Annotated in this window: 11 protein-coding genes and 1 tRNA gene; 4 read left to right on the plus strand and 8 right to left on the minus strand. The window is 56.8% G+C overall.

Annotated elements, in window-relative coordinates:
- Positions 1–328: 328 nt before the first annotated feature.
- The 3 genes from AC3WP4_RS05230 to AC3WP4_RS05240 all read left to right on the plus strand — a co-directional run bounded on the left by AC3WP4_RS05230 (position 329) and on the right by AC3WP4_RS05240 (position 3,158).
- Complete coding sequence (locus tag AC3WP4_RS05230) at positions 329–538, plus strand: hypothetical protein (protein WP_074876968.1); 210 nt, start codon at positions 329–331, stop codon at positions 536–538.
- Positions 539–762: 224 nt separating this feature from the next.
- Positions 763–2,238, plus strand: coding sequence for a DUF3300 domain-containing protein (locus tag AC3WP4_RS05235; protein WP_102614406.1), 1,476 nt, complete (start codon positions 763–765; stop codon positions 2,236–2,238).
- 26 nt (positions 2,239–2,264) lie between these two features.
- A complete protein-coding gene (locus AC3WP4_RS05240; RefSeq protein ID WP_102614407.1) occupies positions 2,265–3,158 on the plus strand; it encodes a DUF2950 domain-containing protein in 894 nt (297 codons plus the stop codon).
- 104 nt (positions 3,159–3,262) lie between these two features.
- On the opposite strand, the gene AC3WP4_RS05245 is transcribed toward AC3WP4_RS05240, so the two are convergent.
- The 7 genes from AC3WP4_RS05245 to AC3WP4_RS05275 form a co-directional block, all read right to left on the minus strand.
- On the minus strand, positions 3,263–7,696 hold the full coding sequence (locus AC3WP4_RS05245) for a response regulator (RefSeq protein WP_102614408.1): 4,434 nt from the start codon (positions 7,694–7,696) through the stop codon (positions 3,263–3,265).
- Between the two features lie 38 nt (positions 7,697–7,734).
- Positions 7,735–8,889, minus strand: coding sequence for an HD-GYP domain-containing protein (locus AC3WP4_RS05250; protein ID WP_102614409.1), 1,155 nt, complete (start codon positions 8,887–8,889; stop codon positions 7,735–7,737).
- Between the two features lie 240 nt (positions 8,890–9,129).
- Positions 9,130–9,214: transfer RNA gene (locus AC3WP4_RS05255), tRNA-Leu, on the minus strand.
- Between the two features lie 220 nt (positions 9,215–9,434).
- Positions 9,435–10,688 carry an OprD family porin gene (locus AC3WP4_RS05260; protein ID WP_102614410.1) on the minus strand — a complete coding sequence of 418 codons (1,254 nt, stop codon included), beginning with the start codon at positions 10,686–10,688 and terminating at the stop codon, positions 9,435–9,437.
- Positions 10,689–10,778: 90 nt separating this feature from the next.
- On the minus strand, positions 10,779–12,083 hold the full coding sequence (locus tag AC3WP4_RS05265) for a CitMHS family transporter (protein ID WP_102614411.1): 1,305 nt from the start codon (positions 12,081–12,083) through the stop codon (positions 10,779–10,781).
- A 131-nt stretch (positions 12,084–12,214) separates the two neighbouring features.
- Positions 12,215–13,540 carry a C4-dicarboxylate transporter DctA gene (gene dctA, locus AC3WP4_RS05270; protein ID WP_074876982.1) on the minus strand — a complete coding sequence of 442 codons (1,326 nt, stop codon included), beginning with the start codon at positions 13,538–13,540 and terminating at the stop codon, positions 12,215–12,217.
- 44 nt (positions 13,541–13,584) lie between these two features.
- Complete coding sequence (locus AC3WP4_RS05275) at positions 13,585–14,667, minus strand: 4-oxalomesaconate tautomerase (protein WP_102614412.1); 1,083 nt, start codon at positions 14,665–14,667, stop codon at positions 13,585–13,587.
- 166 nt (positions 14,668–14,833) lie between these two features.
- Between AC3WP4_RS05275 and AC3WP4_RS05280 the strand changes: the two genes are divergently transcribed.
- Positions 14,834–15,724, plus strand: a complete 891-nt coding sequence (locus tag AC3WP4_RS05280) for a LysR family transcriptional regulator (protein WP_074876985.1) — start codon at positions 14,834–14,836, stop codon at positions 15,722–15,724.
- 81 nt (positions 15,725–15,805) lie between these two features.
- Here AC3WP4_RS05280 and AC3WP4_RS05285 read toward each other — a convergent pair whose 3' ends face one another.
- The gene (locus AC3WP4_RS05285) at positions 15,806–16,582 is read right to left on the minus strand and encodes an SDR family NAD(P)-dependent oxidoreductase (RefSeq protein ID WP_102614413.1); all 777 of its coding nucleotides are present in this window, start codon (positions 16,580–16,582) and stop codon (positions 15,806–15,808) included.
- Positions 16,583–16,659 lie beyond the last annotated feature (77 nt).

Below are 16,659 nucleotides of genomic sequence, written 5' to 3' on the forward strand. Positions count from 1 at the left end.
CACCTGATGAATGTCCTCCTGCAATCGCTTCGCCCTGCAGGCAGGCACGGGCATGGGCGTTATTTGGAGTCTTAGGGCTACTAGAAAGAACGTTATAGCAATGGCAGCCACTGATAATTGCTTATATACAGGCAACGCAACTTTTAAGATTAGCTCTCCCCGAACTGATCGATATATTTTTTAACGATAAGAACAATAGCGATGTCTGCAATGGGGGGCTTTACATTGCCCTGCTATTTTTTGGCGGCGAACAGATTCTTCAACTAGGATTCTATCGAATCCAAATTACGCCAACGGTGTTGGCGGGCACTGATCAAGGAGGGGACAGATGACATCAATTCGCAAGACCGAGAAAACCTATCGCACCTGGTCCAGCCCAATCCTGCTTGAACTCAAGGAGAGAGAGCACCAGCTGGACGCTGAAGCCCGCCAGGCCCTTCAAAATGTCTTGATCGAGAGACGGCTTCTCAATATCGGCAACCCTTCAGGCGAAGATCGACGCGGCGCAAATCCAGGGATTAGCAGCCAGGGTCAATAACTGCCGAAAACAACGGGATTCCCAGGCCCCACAACAGCCTTGGCTCGTAGACCACTATTAAGGAATGCAACGCCATGAAACCAAGCGGTATACGCGGATAAACCTTGGGCTCGAAAAACAGGGCTTCAGTTCGAGATGACAGATCAAATGACAGTATCTGTCTTTTTGATGATGACGCAGCCTAATCCGATCTTCGCCAGCCTGGCTGGCACATGGAGGGCGCAATGCGCATTCCTCTGTTTTACGCGATATCAGCTGTACTGTTTTTGCATGGTTCTGCCGCCCAGGCGCAGCCATCGAATGCCACCGCTGCCCAAACGCCACCCGCTGCAGCGGCAGTCAAGGACGCAGTCTTTACTCAAGAGCAACTGGATCAGATGCTGGCTCCCATTGCGCTTTATCCAGACCCGCTTCTTGCACAGATGCTGATGGCCAGCACCTACCCTGGGGAAGTCGCCGAGGCCGTTAACTGGTCGAAAGCGCATCCTGAAGCCAAAGGCGATGAGGCGGTCAAACAAGTGGCAACCCAACCCTGGGACCCAAGTGTTCAAGCGCTGGTCGCCTTTCCCCAATTGCTGGCGACCGTGGGGCAGGATCTTGTCTGGGTTCAGCGACTGGGCGATGCCTTTCTGGCGCAGCCCGATGAGGTGATGGAGGGCGTGCAACGCTTGCGGCGTCAAGCGCAGGCCGCCGGCAACCTGCAGAGCAATCAGTATCAGAATGTGACTGTTCAAAATGTGACCGCTCCCGCCCCAACAACTGCATCGCCATCGACGGCCGCATCCTCAGCCCCAGCCCCAGCCAGCTCCTCCACCATCATCATCCAGCCCGCAGATCCGCAGGTGGTGTACGTTCCCACTTACAACCCGACAACCACCTACGGCACTTGGGCTTATCCAGAATCGCCCCCTGTCTACTATCCACCGCCACCCGCTTATTATCCGGGTTCGGCTTTGCTGGCCGGGTTGGCGTTCGGCACCGGCGTAGCGATAATCGGCTCGCTATGGGGCGACTGTGACTGGGGCAATAACGACATCGACATCGACGTCGATCGATACAACAACATCAATCGCAACAACCAGATAACCAATAATCAGAACAAGTGGCAGCACAACGCAGTACATCGCGATGGCGTTCCCTATCGAGACAACAGAAGCCGGCAGGAATATGGTCGTCAACTCAACGGTGCCAACCAGCGCCAGGCTTATCGCGGAGACGATGCCCAGCGCGCCAAGGCTCGTGAGAATGCGCGTAGCGCCATGGACAGGAGCGGTGTCGAGAGACCCGCCACCAGCAACCGACAAGCCCGTGAACAAGCACGCCAGGCACAGTCGGGAATCTCGGCAGGCAATCGAACGCAGGCAGGCGCGGACAGACCGAAAACGGCTGACAGAAGCCAGGGTAACGCCAGAAATATTCGCGAAAACGAGCAGCCTCGCAAACAGACTGCCCAGGTGAATCAACGTAGGCAGGACACCTCTCAGGCGCGTCAGAGTACGACAAAACGACCGGCTGCCAGCCCAGGCAGTGCCAAAAACAATGCATTCGCCGGGGTGCGTTCACCGTCCCAGTCCAATGCCCAAGCCTCTCGCGGGCGCACTAGCCAGGCTTCCGCCCAGCGTCCCAGCAGCATGCGTTCTTCCGGCAATCAAATCAGTCGGCCATCCAGTCCAGCGCGTTCGAGAGGGGGTCGTCGGTGAAAAGCCAACGTCGAGGAAGAATATTCATGAATCTGTTGCCTCCGACTTTGGCGATCATCGCGGGCTTGGCGTGGTCGTGCATGGCGACGGCGCAGCAGGCATTCTCCACGCCGGAAAAGGCTGTTGAAGCGTTCGTCATGGCACTGGGAAAGGAAAAGGCCGATCAGGTACGCCTGACAGAGTTGCTGGGAAAAGACTGGCGCCAGGTCATTCCCCGCGAAGGTGTACAACGCAGCGATGTCGATGAGTTTTTGAAGCAGTATCACGAGCAACACCACATCGAAAAAACCACTGACCGCAAGGCAACTCTGTCGGTCGGCAGTGACCGCTGGACCCTGCCTATCCCCCTGGTCAAAGGGGCAAACGGTTGGCAGTTCGACATGAAGGCCGGCAGCAATGAAATCCGCGCACGCCGTATCGGCCGTAACGAACTCTACACGGTGCAATCTGTGCTGACCTATCACGATGCCCAGATGGACTATGCGTCGGTGGACAATGACGATGACGGTGCGCTCGAATACGCACAGAACATCCTGAGTACACCCGGCACACACGACGGACTCTATTGGGCGGACGACGATAGTGGTCAGGTCAGCCCGCTTGGCCCATTGTTCGGCGAGGCCGCCGGCGGTGACGACTGGCACGGTTACCACTTTCGCATTCTCAAGGGACAAGGCCCCTCGGCGCCGGGCGGTGCCTACAGCTATATGATCGGGGACAAAATGAGCCGCGGCTTCGCGCTGGTCGCCTGGCCGGCGAAATACGATGACACCGGCGTGATGAGCTTCCTGATCAGCCATGAAGGCCAAGTCTTCGAGAAGGACCTAGGTCCCGACAGTGACAAGCTGGCGAAATCGATGAAGTTGTTTGATCCGGATAACAGCTGGAAGGAAGTGACCGTCGATCAGGATCCAGAGTAAATAATGATCAGCACCAACAATGCGCTAAGGGTATGTCAAGCAGACAGCCGTCACTCAGACCCAGTGACGGCAGTTGCACTCAGCCGCGTACAAACGGCTGGGATCTATTCAATCTCCCCCACGTTATCGTCGTCGGTGGAGACGAAGTGTTGTATTTCGCCTTGCAGCAATTCCAAGGCACGCTCGAAGTCAAAGCGCTCAAGCTGCTGAGCGACCAGGTCCAAACGCTGGGCTAGCGCATCACCGAGCGACAGGCCACGCATCTCACCAAGCGCTCCAATGGCAGCGGTGTCGCTGTCAGCCAATAGCCGCCGGAGCCTGGCGAGCCGTCCACTGATTGTCGGCCCGGACGGCAGCGCCTGCTCGACTGATGCTGGATTTACCTCACCCAACCGCGACAACGCACTCAACACGGGCATCAAGTGCTGCTCAACCTCGGATAAATTCGACTGCACGACCTTACTCGGTTCGCCGGCCCGGCACGCGTGCTCAAGCTGTGCGGCCGCCTGCGCCACAGACTTGGCCCCAATGTTCCCGGCGTTCCCGCGCAAGGTATGAGCCATGCGCGTGGCTGCTGTTGGATCAGGGTCAGCGAGTGCTGCTTGAAACTGTTCGACGAAGCAAAATTGAGTCGCATGGAATTTGCGCAACAGTCGCAAGTAAAGGGCCTCCTTGCCCGAACAGGCGGTCAGCCCGGCGACCTTATCGATACCTTCGAGCTCAGTGGGCAACGATGCGGATATTTGGGGATCGTTCAACTCTTGCGCCTGCCCGCTACGACCGAGCCGTGGTTTGATCCACTTGGCCAGCGTGGCAAACATGGCGTCTACGTCCAATGGCTTGGACAGGTGGTCATTCATGCCACAGGCCAGGGCGCGTTCGCGATCCACTGCCATGGCGTCGGCGGTCATGGCGATGATCGGCAATGCCGCGAAGTTCGATTGCTGGCGAATCCTGCGGGTCGCTGTGTAGCCATCCATCACAGGCATCTGGCAGTCCATCAGTACGCCGTCGAAATCGCTGTCACGCGCCAGCAAATCGAGTGCCTGCTGACCATCGAAGGCCTGTTCTAGCTCGATGCCGGCCCCTTGCAGCAAATCACACGCCAGCTCCCTGTTCAGTTCGTTGTCTTCCACCAACAACAGGCGCCCGCCTTTCAAGCGCGCCATGTGGTCAGCGCTCTGCTCGTTGCGCTCACTGGCGCGGGTACCGGTTTGCGGCACTTTGCCGAACACCGTGCCGATGGATTCCAGCAAGGTGGACGGAGTCACCGGCTTGGTCAGCACCACCGGCAACTGCACGTGCTGGAGCTTGGCCTGTTCAAGCAACTCTTCGCGATCAAGGGCAGTGACCATGATGACTGACGGCGTGCGCGTCAGGTTGCTGGAACGCATCTGGCGGACGGTCTCCACCCCATCCATGCCTGGCATCCGCCAGTCCATCAGAACCAGGTCGAAAGGCAACGAAGCTTTCTCGGCCTGCACCAACATGCGCAGCGCCATGCGACCGCTTTCAGCCACGTCCACCTCCACACCGAAACTGTGTGCCATGACCGAAAGAATCTCACGGGCACTTGCGTTGTCGTCGACCACCAGCACACGAATGCCTAGCAGCTCGTCGGCGGTGAACATGCGCCGCGCAGGCGCCTCTGCCTGGATGCCCAGACTCACGCAAAAGTGAAACGTAGAGCCGATGCCCAGCGTACTTTCGACCCAGATGCGCCCATCCATCAATTCCACCAGACGTTTGGAAATCGACAAGCCCAGGCCAGTCCCTCCGTACTTGCGAGTCGTGGAACTGTCGGCCTGGATAAAGGACTGAAAAATCCTCTGGCATTGCTCTTCGCTCATGCCGATCCCCGTATCGCGCACCCAGAAATGCAGCTCGACCTTGCCCTCCTCACTCCCAACTCGTTCGATGCCCAGAACAATTTCACCGTGTTCGGTGAACTTCGTCGCGTTGTTGCCCAGGTTGGCCAGGACCTGGCCTAGCCGCAACGGGTCGCCGATCAGTGCGGTCGGCAGATTGGCGACCGTGCTGTAGAGCAGCTCCAGGCCTTTATCCTCGGCCTTCAGGCCCACCACGTTGGTGAAATTCTCCAGCACGTCTTCCAAACGGAAAGGTATTAGCTCCAGATCCATCCTGCCGGCCTCGATCTTGGAGAAATCGAGGATGTCGTTGATGATTCCTAACAGGTTCTCCGCCGAGCGATGCACCTTCACGATGTAGTTGCGTTGTCGATTATCGAGCTCGGTGCGCAGTGCCAAATGACTCATGCCGATAATGGCGTTCATGGGCGTGCGGATTTCATGACTCATGTTGGCGAGGAATTCGCTCTTGGCGCGTGTCGCTTCTTCGGCGATTTCCCGGGCCAGTTGAACCTGCGCCTCGGCGGCTTTGCGGTCGGTGATGTCGTAATACCAACTGGCGCTGCTGCGCTCGCCGGGAATCAAGGGTACGGCCGAGAGCAAGACGTCGAAACGTTCTCCTGCGCTGCGCTGCAGGCTGGCCTCGAAATTTATAACCGCCCCTTTGGCGGCAGCGTCCAGGAATCGGCTGTGGGCTTGTGCATCGCACCAGAAGAGATTTTCATCCATCTCACCAAACTGCTCGCGGTCGACGCCGAACAGACTCTCCAGTTCCGGGTTGCAGTAACTCAAGCGACCCTCATCGTCACGGATCAGCATAGCCACCGGGCTACTGTCCAATACCGCACGCAACTGCGTTTCGCTGGACTTGAGCGCCGCCTGCATTTGCCGTCGCTCACTGACGTCGCGGACCGAAGCGCAAATGCACGTGCCACGCCCCTCCAGCAGCGGCAAGTGCGACAGGCCGATCTCTACGGAAAACAGACTGCCATCCTTGCGAAGGCCTTTGAGGTCATCCAGTTTCGCGCCCATCTGCCGGGTGCTGCCATGGGCGATGAAACCATTGCGCAACGTCACATGGCGCCCGCGCGCCGCGTCAGGCACCAGCCGTTCGATGGCCTCGCCCACCAATTCGCCCGGGGCATAACCGAACAGCGTGTCCAGCTGCGGGTTGGTTATCAGGATCTCGCCTTCGGCATTGATGACGATCATGCCGTCCGGTGCTGCCTCGAGAATCGCGCGATACCAGGCCTTGGTGGCACGCAATGCGCTCTGCTGCGCTTCCAGTTCCTTCGATTGCAGCTCCAGCCGCAAAGCCTGCTCGCCCATTTCATCGGCCTGGCGCCGAGTTTCAACCAGCAAGGATTGCACCGCCAGATGACGCTCCATCACCGCCATGGCCCCGGCCAGGCGTGGCATGGCCTCCTGCAAAAGCGACTGTTCACGGGGGCCCAGCGGTTGATGACCCGCCAGTTCGAGCACGCCGAGCAGACGTTCACCCCGCACAACTGGTTGCACCAGCAGATAGCTGGCGGGCACTTCCCCCAGCTGCGAATGCAAGCGTCCGAATGACTGCGTCAGCCCCTGCAATTCACGGGACGCTCGATCCAGTGCACATTGCCCCAGGAGACCGGCTCCGAAAGTCACCGTGGACGCCGGCGGGGAATCAGGATCGGTCGCGTAACTGCCAATCAGTTGCAGGCTTTCATTATGTTCTTGCACGCTATAGAGCACGCCCCGGCCGATGCCGAGCATGCTCGCCATATGCCGCAAAAAGACCTGAGCCAGCTCGCTAGGAGTTTCTGCTTGCGGCAGGTTGGTCTGAAGTAGTTCGGCTTGCGCCTTGACCCAGCGTTGGCGCTCCAATTGTTGCGACTCGGTCTGTAGCGTTGCGATGGCACGCGCCAGATCGCCGGTTTCATTTTGCAGATCGGTATGGGGAATCGTCCCGTCCAGTCGGCCGGCGGTCAGCTCGTCAACGGCGGCGCGAACCCGGTAAAGGGGCAGGCGAATCGAGCGACTGATCAACCAGCCCATCAGCAACGCCAGTGTCAGGCCGCCCAGTAACAATTGATAAGTGAGCCGGGTGCTGCGCCCGGCAAATTCTGCGATCTGTTTGGCTGTGTCATGAATGGAGGCCTGTTTGGCTCCCGCCATTTGTTTGAGCAAGTCGTCCACGCGCTCATCCAGCCCTTGGAACAGGACGCTATTGATCAGCCGCGAGGCTTGCGCTTGATCCCCTGCACCGGCCAGTTGCAGTGCTGCCTCACCGTCTTGCAGCAAACGCTTCAACAAAACCTCGAACGTGGCGAACCGCTCCTGGTTTTCCTGGCGCCAGAGGGTCGGCTGTGCCAGCTGCAACGCTTCTTGAAGATTTTTTCGAGCCTCACGAAATTGCTCGACGCCCTTGCTACGAACAACTTCGCTGTCGCCGTTGACGGCATGCTGTAAACCCTGCACAAGATGCGGCATCTGCACCCTCGCTTCCTGCAAGTGTTCCATGCCCGCCAACTCTTGCTGATACAGCCGCCGCATATCCGCTTTCAAAGAGTCCTGGGTTCGCAGGCTCTGCACGCCGAGCACAAGAACCAGCGCGCCTAACGCCGCGAAACCGAGGATCAACTTGATCCGCAGCGGCAGTCGTTCCAGCAAAGCGAGCACTCTGGTCATAGCAATTCCTGTTGATGAAAAACCGGCGAGTCGACCGTTCAGGGTTTCTGGGCAGTGCGGTGCAGGTCCATCAGCATGGCCATGTCCTGATCGCTGTCTTGAAAACGTTCCGCAATGACGTGGAATTGCTCGGCACTGGCAAGGAATGCATCACAGACATCTGGATCGAAGTGAGTCGCGCGCCCCTGTCGAATGATGTCCAGCGCCTGTTCATGCGGCATTCCCGCCTTGTACACGCGCCGGCTGATCAGCGCGTCATACACATCCGCCACTGCCATCAATCGGGCGCTGATCGGAATTTGTTCGCCAGCCAGCCCCTGCGGGTAGCCGCTGCCATCCCACTTTTCCTGGTGGCTATAGGCGATTTCCTTGGCCACGCGCAGGAAGTCCACCGAAATTCCCAATTGATCTTCGGCACGCTGAATGGCATCACGGCCCAGGGTGGTATGGGTCTTCATGATCTCGAATTCTTCCGGGGTGAAACGCCCCGGCTTGAGCAGGATGTGATCAGGAATACCGATTTTGCCGATATCGTGCAGCGGTGCCGACCTGAACAGCTGGCGGATGCTGTCATCGTTCAGGAATAGATTGAAACGCGGATGATCGCGCAGCAGTTCGGCCAGCAGCTTGACGTAATGTTGGGTGCGACGGATATGGTTGCCCGTCTCGTTGTCGCGTGTCTCCGCCAGCGAAGCCATGGCCTGGATCGTGACGTCCTGTATCGCCACCACCTCACGGGTGCGGCGCTGGACCTCCTGCTCCAGAAAATCGTTTTGATCACGAAGAAAGTCAGCTGCGGCCTTGATCTTCAGCTGGGTCTGCACCCGAGCCAGGACCAATGGCGGGCTGATGGGCTTGGTGATGTAGTCGACCGCGCCCAACTCCAGGCCCTGGATTTCGTTTTCCATTGACGCCATTGCGGTCAGGAAAATGATTGGGATAGCGCGAGTGCGAGGATCCTGTTGCAACTGCCGGGCGACCTCATGACCCGACAGCCCTGGCATCATGATGTCGAGAAGGATCAGATCCGGCAGTGGACTGTTTTGCAATACCCGCAACGCCGCTTCGCCACTGTTGGCAGCCTTGACCCGATACCTGTCGCTGAGCAGGTCGGCCAACAGCATCAGATTGTCTGGCGTGTCATCGACCACCAGAACGGTGGCGGCAGGATAAACATCCTGTTCAATACCCATGTCTTTTGGCTCCGCTGCCCAATGAAGGACCGTGCGAAGTCCCTCCACTGCAAACAAGCGTAGCTCTATTCATTGCAATTGCTGATTGAAGCGATACTGGCCCAGCGCCAAGACATCCATCGCGGCGCAGTAAAATCCCTCGCGCTCTTTGATACCGTTCAGGCCGCAGCAAAAAAACACCAGAGTCGGTTAGACGCTAGTGACAGGGATGGGATTGGAAAAATGCAGCGGATTTTGAAGTGGTGCCCCGAGCCGGAATCGAACCGGCACGCCCTGCGGCGGCAGATTTTAAGTCTGATGTGTCTACCAATTTCACCATCGGGGCATGGGAAATGCAAAAGCAGGCGCCGATTTAACCCTAAAACAAAACCAGAATCAATCACTTAGGAAATGAGGCACCCTTATGGCCATGAAAATCAATTTTACCAAGTCCACGTTGTACGATCTGAGGTGTCCGGACCGCAAAGCCGCCCCTCTTCACCCAATCCTATGAAGCCGCCACTGAAAAGGCGGCCTGGGAAAATCGGGAGGCAGCAATCAGGGGATCACCAGAGGGCGATGTCATAGGTAAAGTAGATCCGGTTGCTATCTCGGCCACGGGAATACTCAGAGCGGTAAACGTAGTTACGCAACCGCACACCCAGACCTTTGAAGGTGCCTTGTTGCACGACGTAAGCCAGTTCGGCGTCACGTTCCCATTCTTTTACCGTGGTGGTGGACTTACCGTCGTTGCCGCTCAGATACCGGGTGGAAAACGTCAAAGCGGGTACGCCCAGAGCGACAAAGTTGTAGCCGTAGTTGAGCATCCATGTCTTCTCGTCCTCCTCGATGAACTTGCCTATACCGGCGTTGCTGAACGAGTAAACCGTTGCACCGCTGATATAGGGCAAACTGGCGTCGCCATCGAGGGTCTGGTATCCGCCACCGAAGGTATGACCAGAGATGGCGTAGGACAGCTGCCCGCTCAGCATGTTGTTGTCGATCTTGCCGCCGTAGGCGGAGCCGGTATCGACACTGTTGAAATAGCGCAAGTCACTGGTCAGTACGCCGCCTCCCAGGGGTAGGTCGTGCTGGATACCTGCGAAATTCTGTCGGTAAAAGTTTTCCAGTTCGCCGTAGAAGTAACTCAAACGAATGCTCTTCCCCAGCTTGTATTCGGCGCCTGCATAGCTGAAGTCGCCTGATTTATCTCCGCCGTAACCGTCGGGCACAATCGGCATGCTGTCGCTGGAATCTCGCAGTTTGAATCGATCCAGGTAGCCCCCGGTGAGGGTGAGGTTTTCGATGTCGACGCTACTGATCTGTGTGCCTTGGTACGTTTGCGGCAACAGACGCGCATCGTTGTAGATCAGCACTGGTGTCTTGGGTAACAAGGTGCCGTATTTAACTGTGGTCTTGGCCAATTGGGCTTTGGCACTCATACCCAGACTTGCGAATTCGTCAGCCGCACGACCGTCATCATGCACGGGCAACAAGCCAGTGCCACTGCGACCACGGCCGGAATCGAGCTTGACCCCGAGCAGGCCGAGGGCATCAACACCAAACCCGATAGTGCCAGGCGTAAATCCCGACTGGTAATCCAACAGAAATCCCTGGGCCCACTCGGTTCGTTCGCTCTTCGCCGTCCTTGCTGATCTGGCACTTAAACCATGCTCGTCGCGGAAATTCTCATTGAAGTAGACGTTGCGCAATTGCAGCTTAAGCTTGCTGTCATTGATAAACCCTTCTGCACTGGCGCTGGTCAGCGGCAACAAACCGAGAAAGGAAAACAGCGCCCGTTGGGTAAACAAAGTGGTCATAGCGAACTACTCATTGTTGTTATTTGGAGTGCAGAACAGCGCACGCCTCACTGGTGAGGCGCGTCAGGAGAAACAGGTGGCGTGGTTGAATCAGGTGAAGAGACTAATCGCACCGGTCAATAGAGCTATCGCCGTGATCACCAGGGAAGTCAGCACAGCCCATTTGACGGTGGCTTTCTGGAAATCGCCGATATCGCGGTCAACCATCCCCACCAGCAACAGCGTCGAAGCCACGAGAGGGCTCATCAGGTGCACAGGTTGTCCGAGTATCGAGGCCCGGGCGATTTCAACCGGGTCGATGCCATAGGCTGCGGCCGCGTTAGCCAGAATCGGTACCACCCCAAAGTAGTAAGCATCGTTGGAAAGAACAAAGGTCAACGGCATGCTGGTGATCGCCACCACCAGTGGGAACAGGTGACCCCAGGATGGCGGAATCCAGTCCACCAGCGTTTGCGCCAAGGAGTCGACCATCTTGGTGCCCGAGAAGATCCCGGCAAAGATACCGGCAGCAAACACCAAAAGTACGACGGTCATGGCGTTGCCGGAATGGGCGAGAATGCGCTCTTTCTGAATATCCAGTTGCGGGTAGTTGATCATCAGTGCCAGGACAAAGCCGATCAGGAACAGGATCGCCGAGTGCATGACCCCCATTACCAGCGCGACCATGACCGCGATCACCAGCAACAGGTTCACGTATGCAAGTTTAGGCCGCTTGTGCGGGGTATCGCCCAGGATCGCGTCGATGTAGCAATTACCGCCACCGCTCTGTAGCTGCACATTGCCGATGCGTTTACGCTCGGCACGGCCCAGGAGGAAAGCGGTGAACACCACCCACATCGCGCCGCCGATCATGGTCGGCAGCAAGGGAACGAAGTACTCGCCGGCATCCAGGCCCAGCGCCGCGATCGCCCTTGTTGCGGGCCCACCCCATGGGGTCATGCCACTCATGATGCTCAAGGACAACATGGCGATGGTCGCCAGAATCATCGGGTTCATGCCGATACGCTTATACAACGGCAGCATTGCCGCGCAGGTGATCATGTAGGTGGTTGTGCCGTCGCCGTCGAGGGCGACCACCAGTGACAGCAGCGCGGTGCCGATAGCGATTTTCATTGGATCGCCGTTTACACGCTTGAGGATTTTGCGAATCAACGGGTCGAACAACCCGGCATCAATCATCAGTCCGAAGAACAGAATGGCGAACAGCAGAAGCGCAGCCGAAGGCGCAACCATCTTCAGGCCGTCGAGCATCATCTTGCCCGTAGTGCCGCCAAAACCGCCAATCACCGCAAACACAATCGGCACCACAGTCAGGGCGACAATCGGCGATAGGCGTTTCGACATTATCAGGTAGGTGAAAACCACCACCATGGCCAAACCAAGAAATGCGAGCATAGGTCAGTTCTCTTGTTCTTATCAGTAGCGTGGCCGATGCGCAGGCGCACAGCCTCGAACCCGCCAGACGGGAGGATCAACCTGGCGGGGAATTGAATGAAATAATTGCTGGGTTTTTTAGCCGTGTCCGGTCAGACGTGTTCTGTGGCCTTGCGACCATCCCAGTTTTCACTCTGGGTCTGGGTCTGGGCGGACGACGGTTCGCCGTCAAGAGTCCGCATCAGTGTCTCGCGATCGCAAGCGTTCTCCGAGATGGACATCACCACGGTAGCCACCGCATTGCTTGCCAGACTGGTCAAGGCCCGGGCTTCCGACATGAAGCGGTCGATTCCGATCAGCAAGGCAAGGCCGGCCAAGGGAATGTCATGGATCACAGTCAGTGTCGAAGCCAGTGCGACAAAACCGGCTCCGGTCACACCTGCGGCCCCTTTCGAGGACAACAGCATGATGGCCAGCATGGTCACGGTCTGTGTCAGGCTTAGCTCGATGTTGCAGGCCTGAGCAATGAATACCGCTGCGAGGGAGAGGTAGATCGCCGTACCGTCGAGGTTAAACGAGTATCCCGTTGGCAGCACCAACCCCACCACGCCTTTCTTGCAACCCAGGGCTTGCAGCTTTTCCAACATACGCGGCATCACCGGCTCGGTGGAGGAAGTCCCGAGCACTACCAGGAACTCTTCGCGCAAGTAGCGCAGCAACTTCCAGAGACTGAAGCCATTGGCCCGGCAAATGCTCCCCAGCACCACAAAGACGAAGAAGGCACAGGCTACATACAAGGTCATGATCAGCTTGGCCAAGGAGCCCAACGATGTAATACCGTACTGGCCTACGGTGAACGCCAAAGCGCCAAATGCACCGATCGGAGCGAAGCGCATCAGATAGGAGAATATTTTGAACACCATGTGCGAGGCAGATTCCAGTACATCCAGTACCGGCTTGCCGCGCTCGCCGATGGCCGACAGCGCAAAACCGCAAAGCACCGCGATGAACAACACCGGCAGCACTTCACCCTTATTGAAAGCACCAATGAAGGTTTCCGGGATGATGTGCATGAAAAACTCGACCACTCCCAGCTTCGCGGCGGAATCGGTGTACTGCGACAGTCCCTCGGTGCTCAAGTGGGCTGGGTCAATGTTCATGCCCACACCGGGTTTGAACAGGTAGACCGATACCAGGCCGATGATCAGGCTGATCACGGTCAGCGCCAGGAACAGCAGCATGGTCTTGCTCAACAGACGCCCGAGTGAGCGTTTGTCGCTCATGCCGGCGATACCGGTGACGATCGTGCAGAACACTACCGGAGCGATCATCATCTTGATCAACTTGATGAAGGCGTCACCAAGCGGTTTCAAGGCTATGGCCTGTTGCGACCAAAAATGCCCGACCAGCACACCCAACAGCACGGCGAGGAGAATCTGGAAGTAGAGCGATTTTACAACTTTCATGGCATCACCCATTTTTAGAATAGTGCTGATGCAAGAACGGCAATGACCAGGGGAGATTATCCGGCAAGTCGTTGGGAAGCCGTGGCGTAGACAAAACCGGAGAACAGCCTGCGCGATGTACGCACCACTGAGGCACGAATTGTCTCACCCTGAACGCCGGTGTAGGACAGTACGACATCTATCCCGCCACTTGGATGTTCAATGCGTACTTGCTTCATGCGCGGCTCGCTAATCCCGCCGAGCAATTGCGCGACCACACTGTCTTCAGTGACACAAGCGGTGGCTAGGCCGATGGAACCGGTGATCGCCAAGGCCCGATGGCAGTTGTGTGGCATGAAGTAGCGCACCTGGATTGTGCCGCCAGCCTTGGCCGGTGACACGAGTACTGGCTTGGGAATCACTTTGTCGCTGACGTCACCCAGGCCCATTACCAAGCCGGCTTGCAGTCGCAAGGACTCCAGGCGACGCAGGAACTCTTTGTCGGCATCCAGTTCAGCAGGACTTTCATCGCCGCGCTTACCCAGTTGGCCGGCTTCGACGATCATCATCGGCATCGCCATGTCGATGCAGGTTACTGGAATACCGTCGATCAAATCCTGCGTTTGCCCAGTAGGGAAAAGTTTGCCGGTCTTGCTGCCCGCAGCATCCAGGAAGGTCAGTTGCACAGGAGCGGCGGTACCCGGCACGCCATCGATGGCGGTGTCACCTTCATAGCTGACCTTCCCACCGGGCGTCTGTACCTCGGCGTTCACAAAAGTCCCCGTGTTGAGGTTACGAATACGCACACGGGTCAGGTCTTTGGAAGCTTTTACCAGCCCCTGCTCAATGGCGAACGGGCCAACGGCGCAAAGCATATTGCCGCAATTAGGCGCGGTGTCGACTCGACGCTGGGAAACCATGACTTGGACGAACAGATAGTCGACATCCGCCTCAGGATGCAGCGACGGGCTAACGATCGCCACCTTGCTGGTTTGCGGACTACCGCCACCGATACCGTCAATTTCCAGCTCATGGCCAGAACCCATAACGTTGAGCAGCAGTTCGTCACGGTCTTCGATCGCAACAGGTAAATCCCAGGCGAGGAACACTGGGCCTTTGGAAGTACCACCGCGCATTAGCACACAGGGAATTCGTTGCATGAATACTGACTCTTATTGATCAATCGGGGCAATTGATGTCTTGTGAGCAAGAGTCGCAGGCTTTAAAAATTGTTTCCAATGCAAATATCAGCCTGATTATTGCGTTTCACGAATGATGGATTTAGGCTGACTGGGCTTAACAACTCTCGGATTGTGAGACGAAAAAGTGAATTATGAGCTCAATGACATCCGATCTTTCGTGAAGATCGCAGAACTTGGAAGCTTCCATGAAGCTGCCGATGCATTGCATCTTTCTCAACCCGCATTGAGTCGGAGAATGAAAAAGCTTGAAGAGGGATTGGGGACAGCGCTTCTGGATCGCACGACAAGAAGGGTAAGCCTCACCAGCGTTGGGCGAGACTTCCTGCCCAAGGCGCGACGCTTACTGGATGACTTCGACGACTCGATACTTAACATCCGAGAGCTGGCGGAGCGGCAGAGCGGCCGTGTAACCCTTGCCTGTATCCCCACCGCAGCCTTTTACTTCCTCCCTTCAGTAATCCGCCTCTACAACGAGCGCTATCCACAAATTCGCATTCGCTTGCTTGATCTCAGTGCGAACGAAGGACTGGAGGCTGTACTGCGTGGCGAAGCCGACTTTGGCATCAACATGATGAGCGGCCAACACCCAGACATAGAGTTCGTGCCGTTGGTCAACGAGCCTTTTGTTTTGGCTTGTCGACGCGATCATGAACTGGCCGAGCGTAGCGAGGTAACCTGGTCTGAACTTAGCAACTACCGCCTTATCGGGGTCGGTCGCCTAAGCGGTAACCGCATGCTGCTTGACCACGCTTTGTCCGGCTTGAGCTGGCGTCCGCAATGGTTCTATGAGGTGCAACACCTATCTACATCGCTGGGCCTGGTGGAAGCTGGCTTAGGCGTTTCGGCAATGCCGAGCCTCGCAATGCCTGCTGTGGATCATCCAACATTGGTGAGCGTTCCTTTGATAGAGCCTATTGTGAACCGATCGTTGGGACTGGTTTATCGAAGAGGCGCCTCACTCTCTCCAGCAGCAGAAAAATTCGTCTCAATACTGCTGGAGCAATGGGAGAAATGACCTCAATCTTCCTGCTTTTTTGAGTTGAGACAATATTGTCCAGCGCAGGAGTCAACGGTCGCAGAAGGGATTAAAAAAGTCTTAATAAGCTTTGTTCTCAACCAAGCAATTGCCTCCATCCACCACGAGCAACTCACCTGTGATGTAACTCGCTTCAGGTGAAGCCAAGAATACAACGGCAGCGGCCACTTCCTCTGGCCGACCCGCCCTTCCAAGGGGTGTAGAGCGTGCTGCTTTTACTTCATCAGGAGTGCTCGACCCTGTAGCTATCCAACCAGGGGCTACCGAATTCACCGTGATACCAAATTGAGCAACCTCAAGGGCAAGGCTCATGTTCATCCCTACCATTCCCGCCTTTGCTGCACTATAAGCAGCCTCTCCTGGATTACTGGCTCGGGTACCTGTAGTTGAGCTGATGTTCACTATGCGGCCATATCCTCTAGCCCGCATCCCAGGCAACACCCCTTGAGTTAACAGGAACGCAGTTGTCAGATTTCTAGCGATGGAAAGATTCCAGGTTTCGAGGCTCGTATTCGTGAACTCGGCGAACGGTTCAGGACTCCCTTGCATCGCCATACCGGCATTATTTACAAGAATATCGATGCGGCCCCAGACGGCCTCAGCCCAAGCGACGAACTCACTAACCTGGGTTTCCTGAGTTAAGTCTACCGGTCGACCCTCTGCTTCGAAGCCGGCGGCGCGTAACTCCGCAACCCGCTCAGTGATGCGTGCGCTGCTTGCCGTGACAATCAGCTTGGCCCCTTGAGCCCCAAGACGATGGGCAATTGCCATACCGATTCCGATCTGACTGCCCGCACCGCTCACAAGCGCCACCTGCCCTGCCCAACTTGAATTCATCGTCCTGGCCCTTTTGAAGGTTTGCGAAATGCATAATGGAGATGTAGCAGATAGCCGGAATCATCTGTTGAGGATTT

This window comes from Pseudomonas sp. FW305-20 (genome assembly GCF_058788075.1).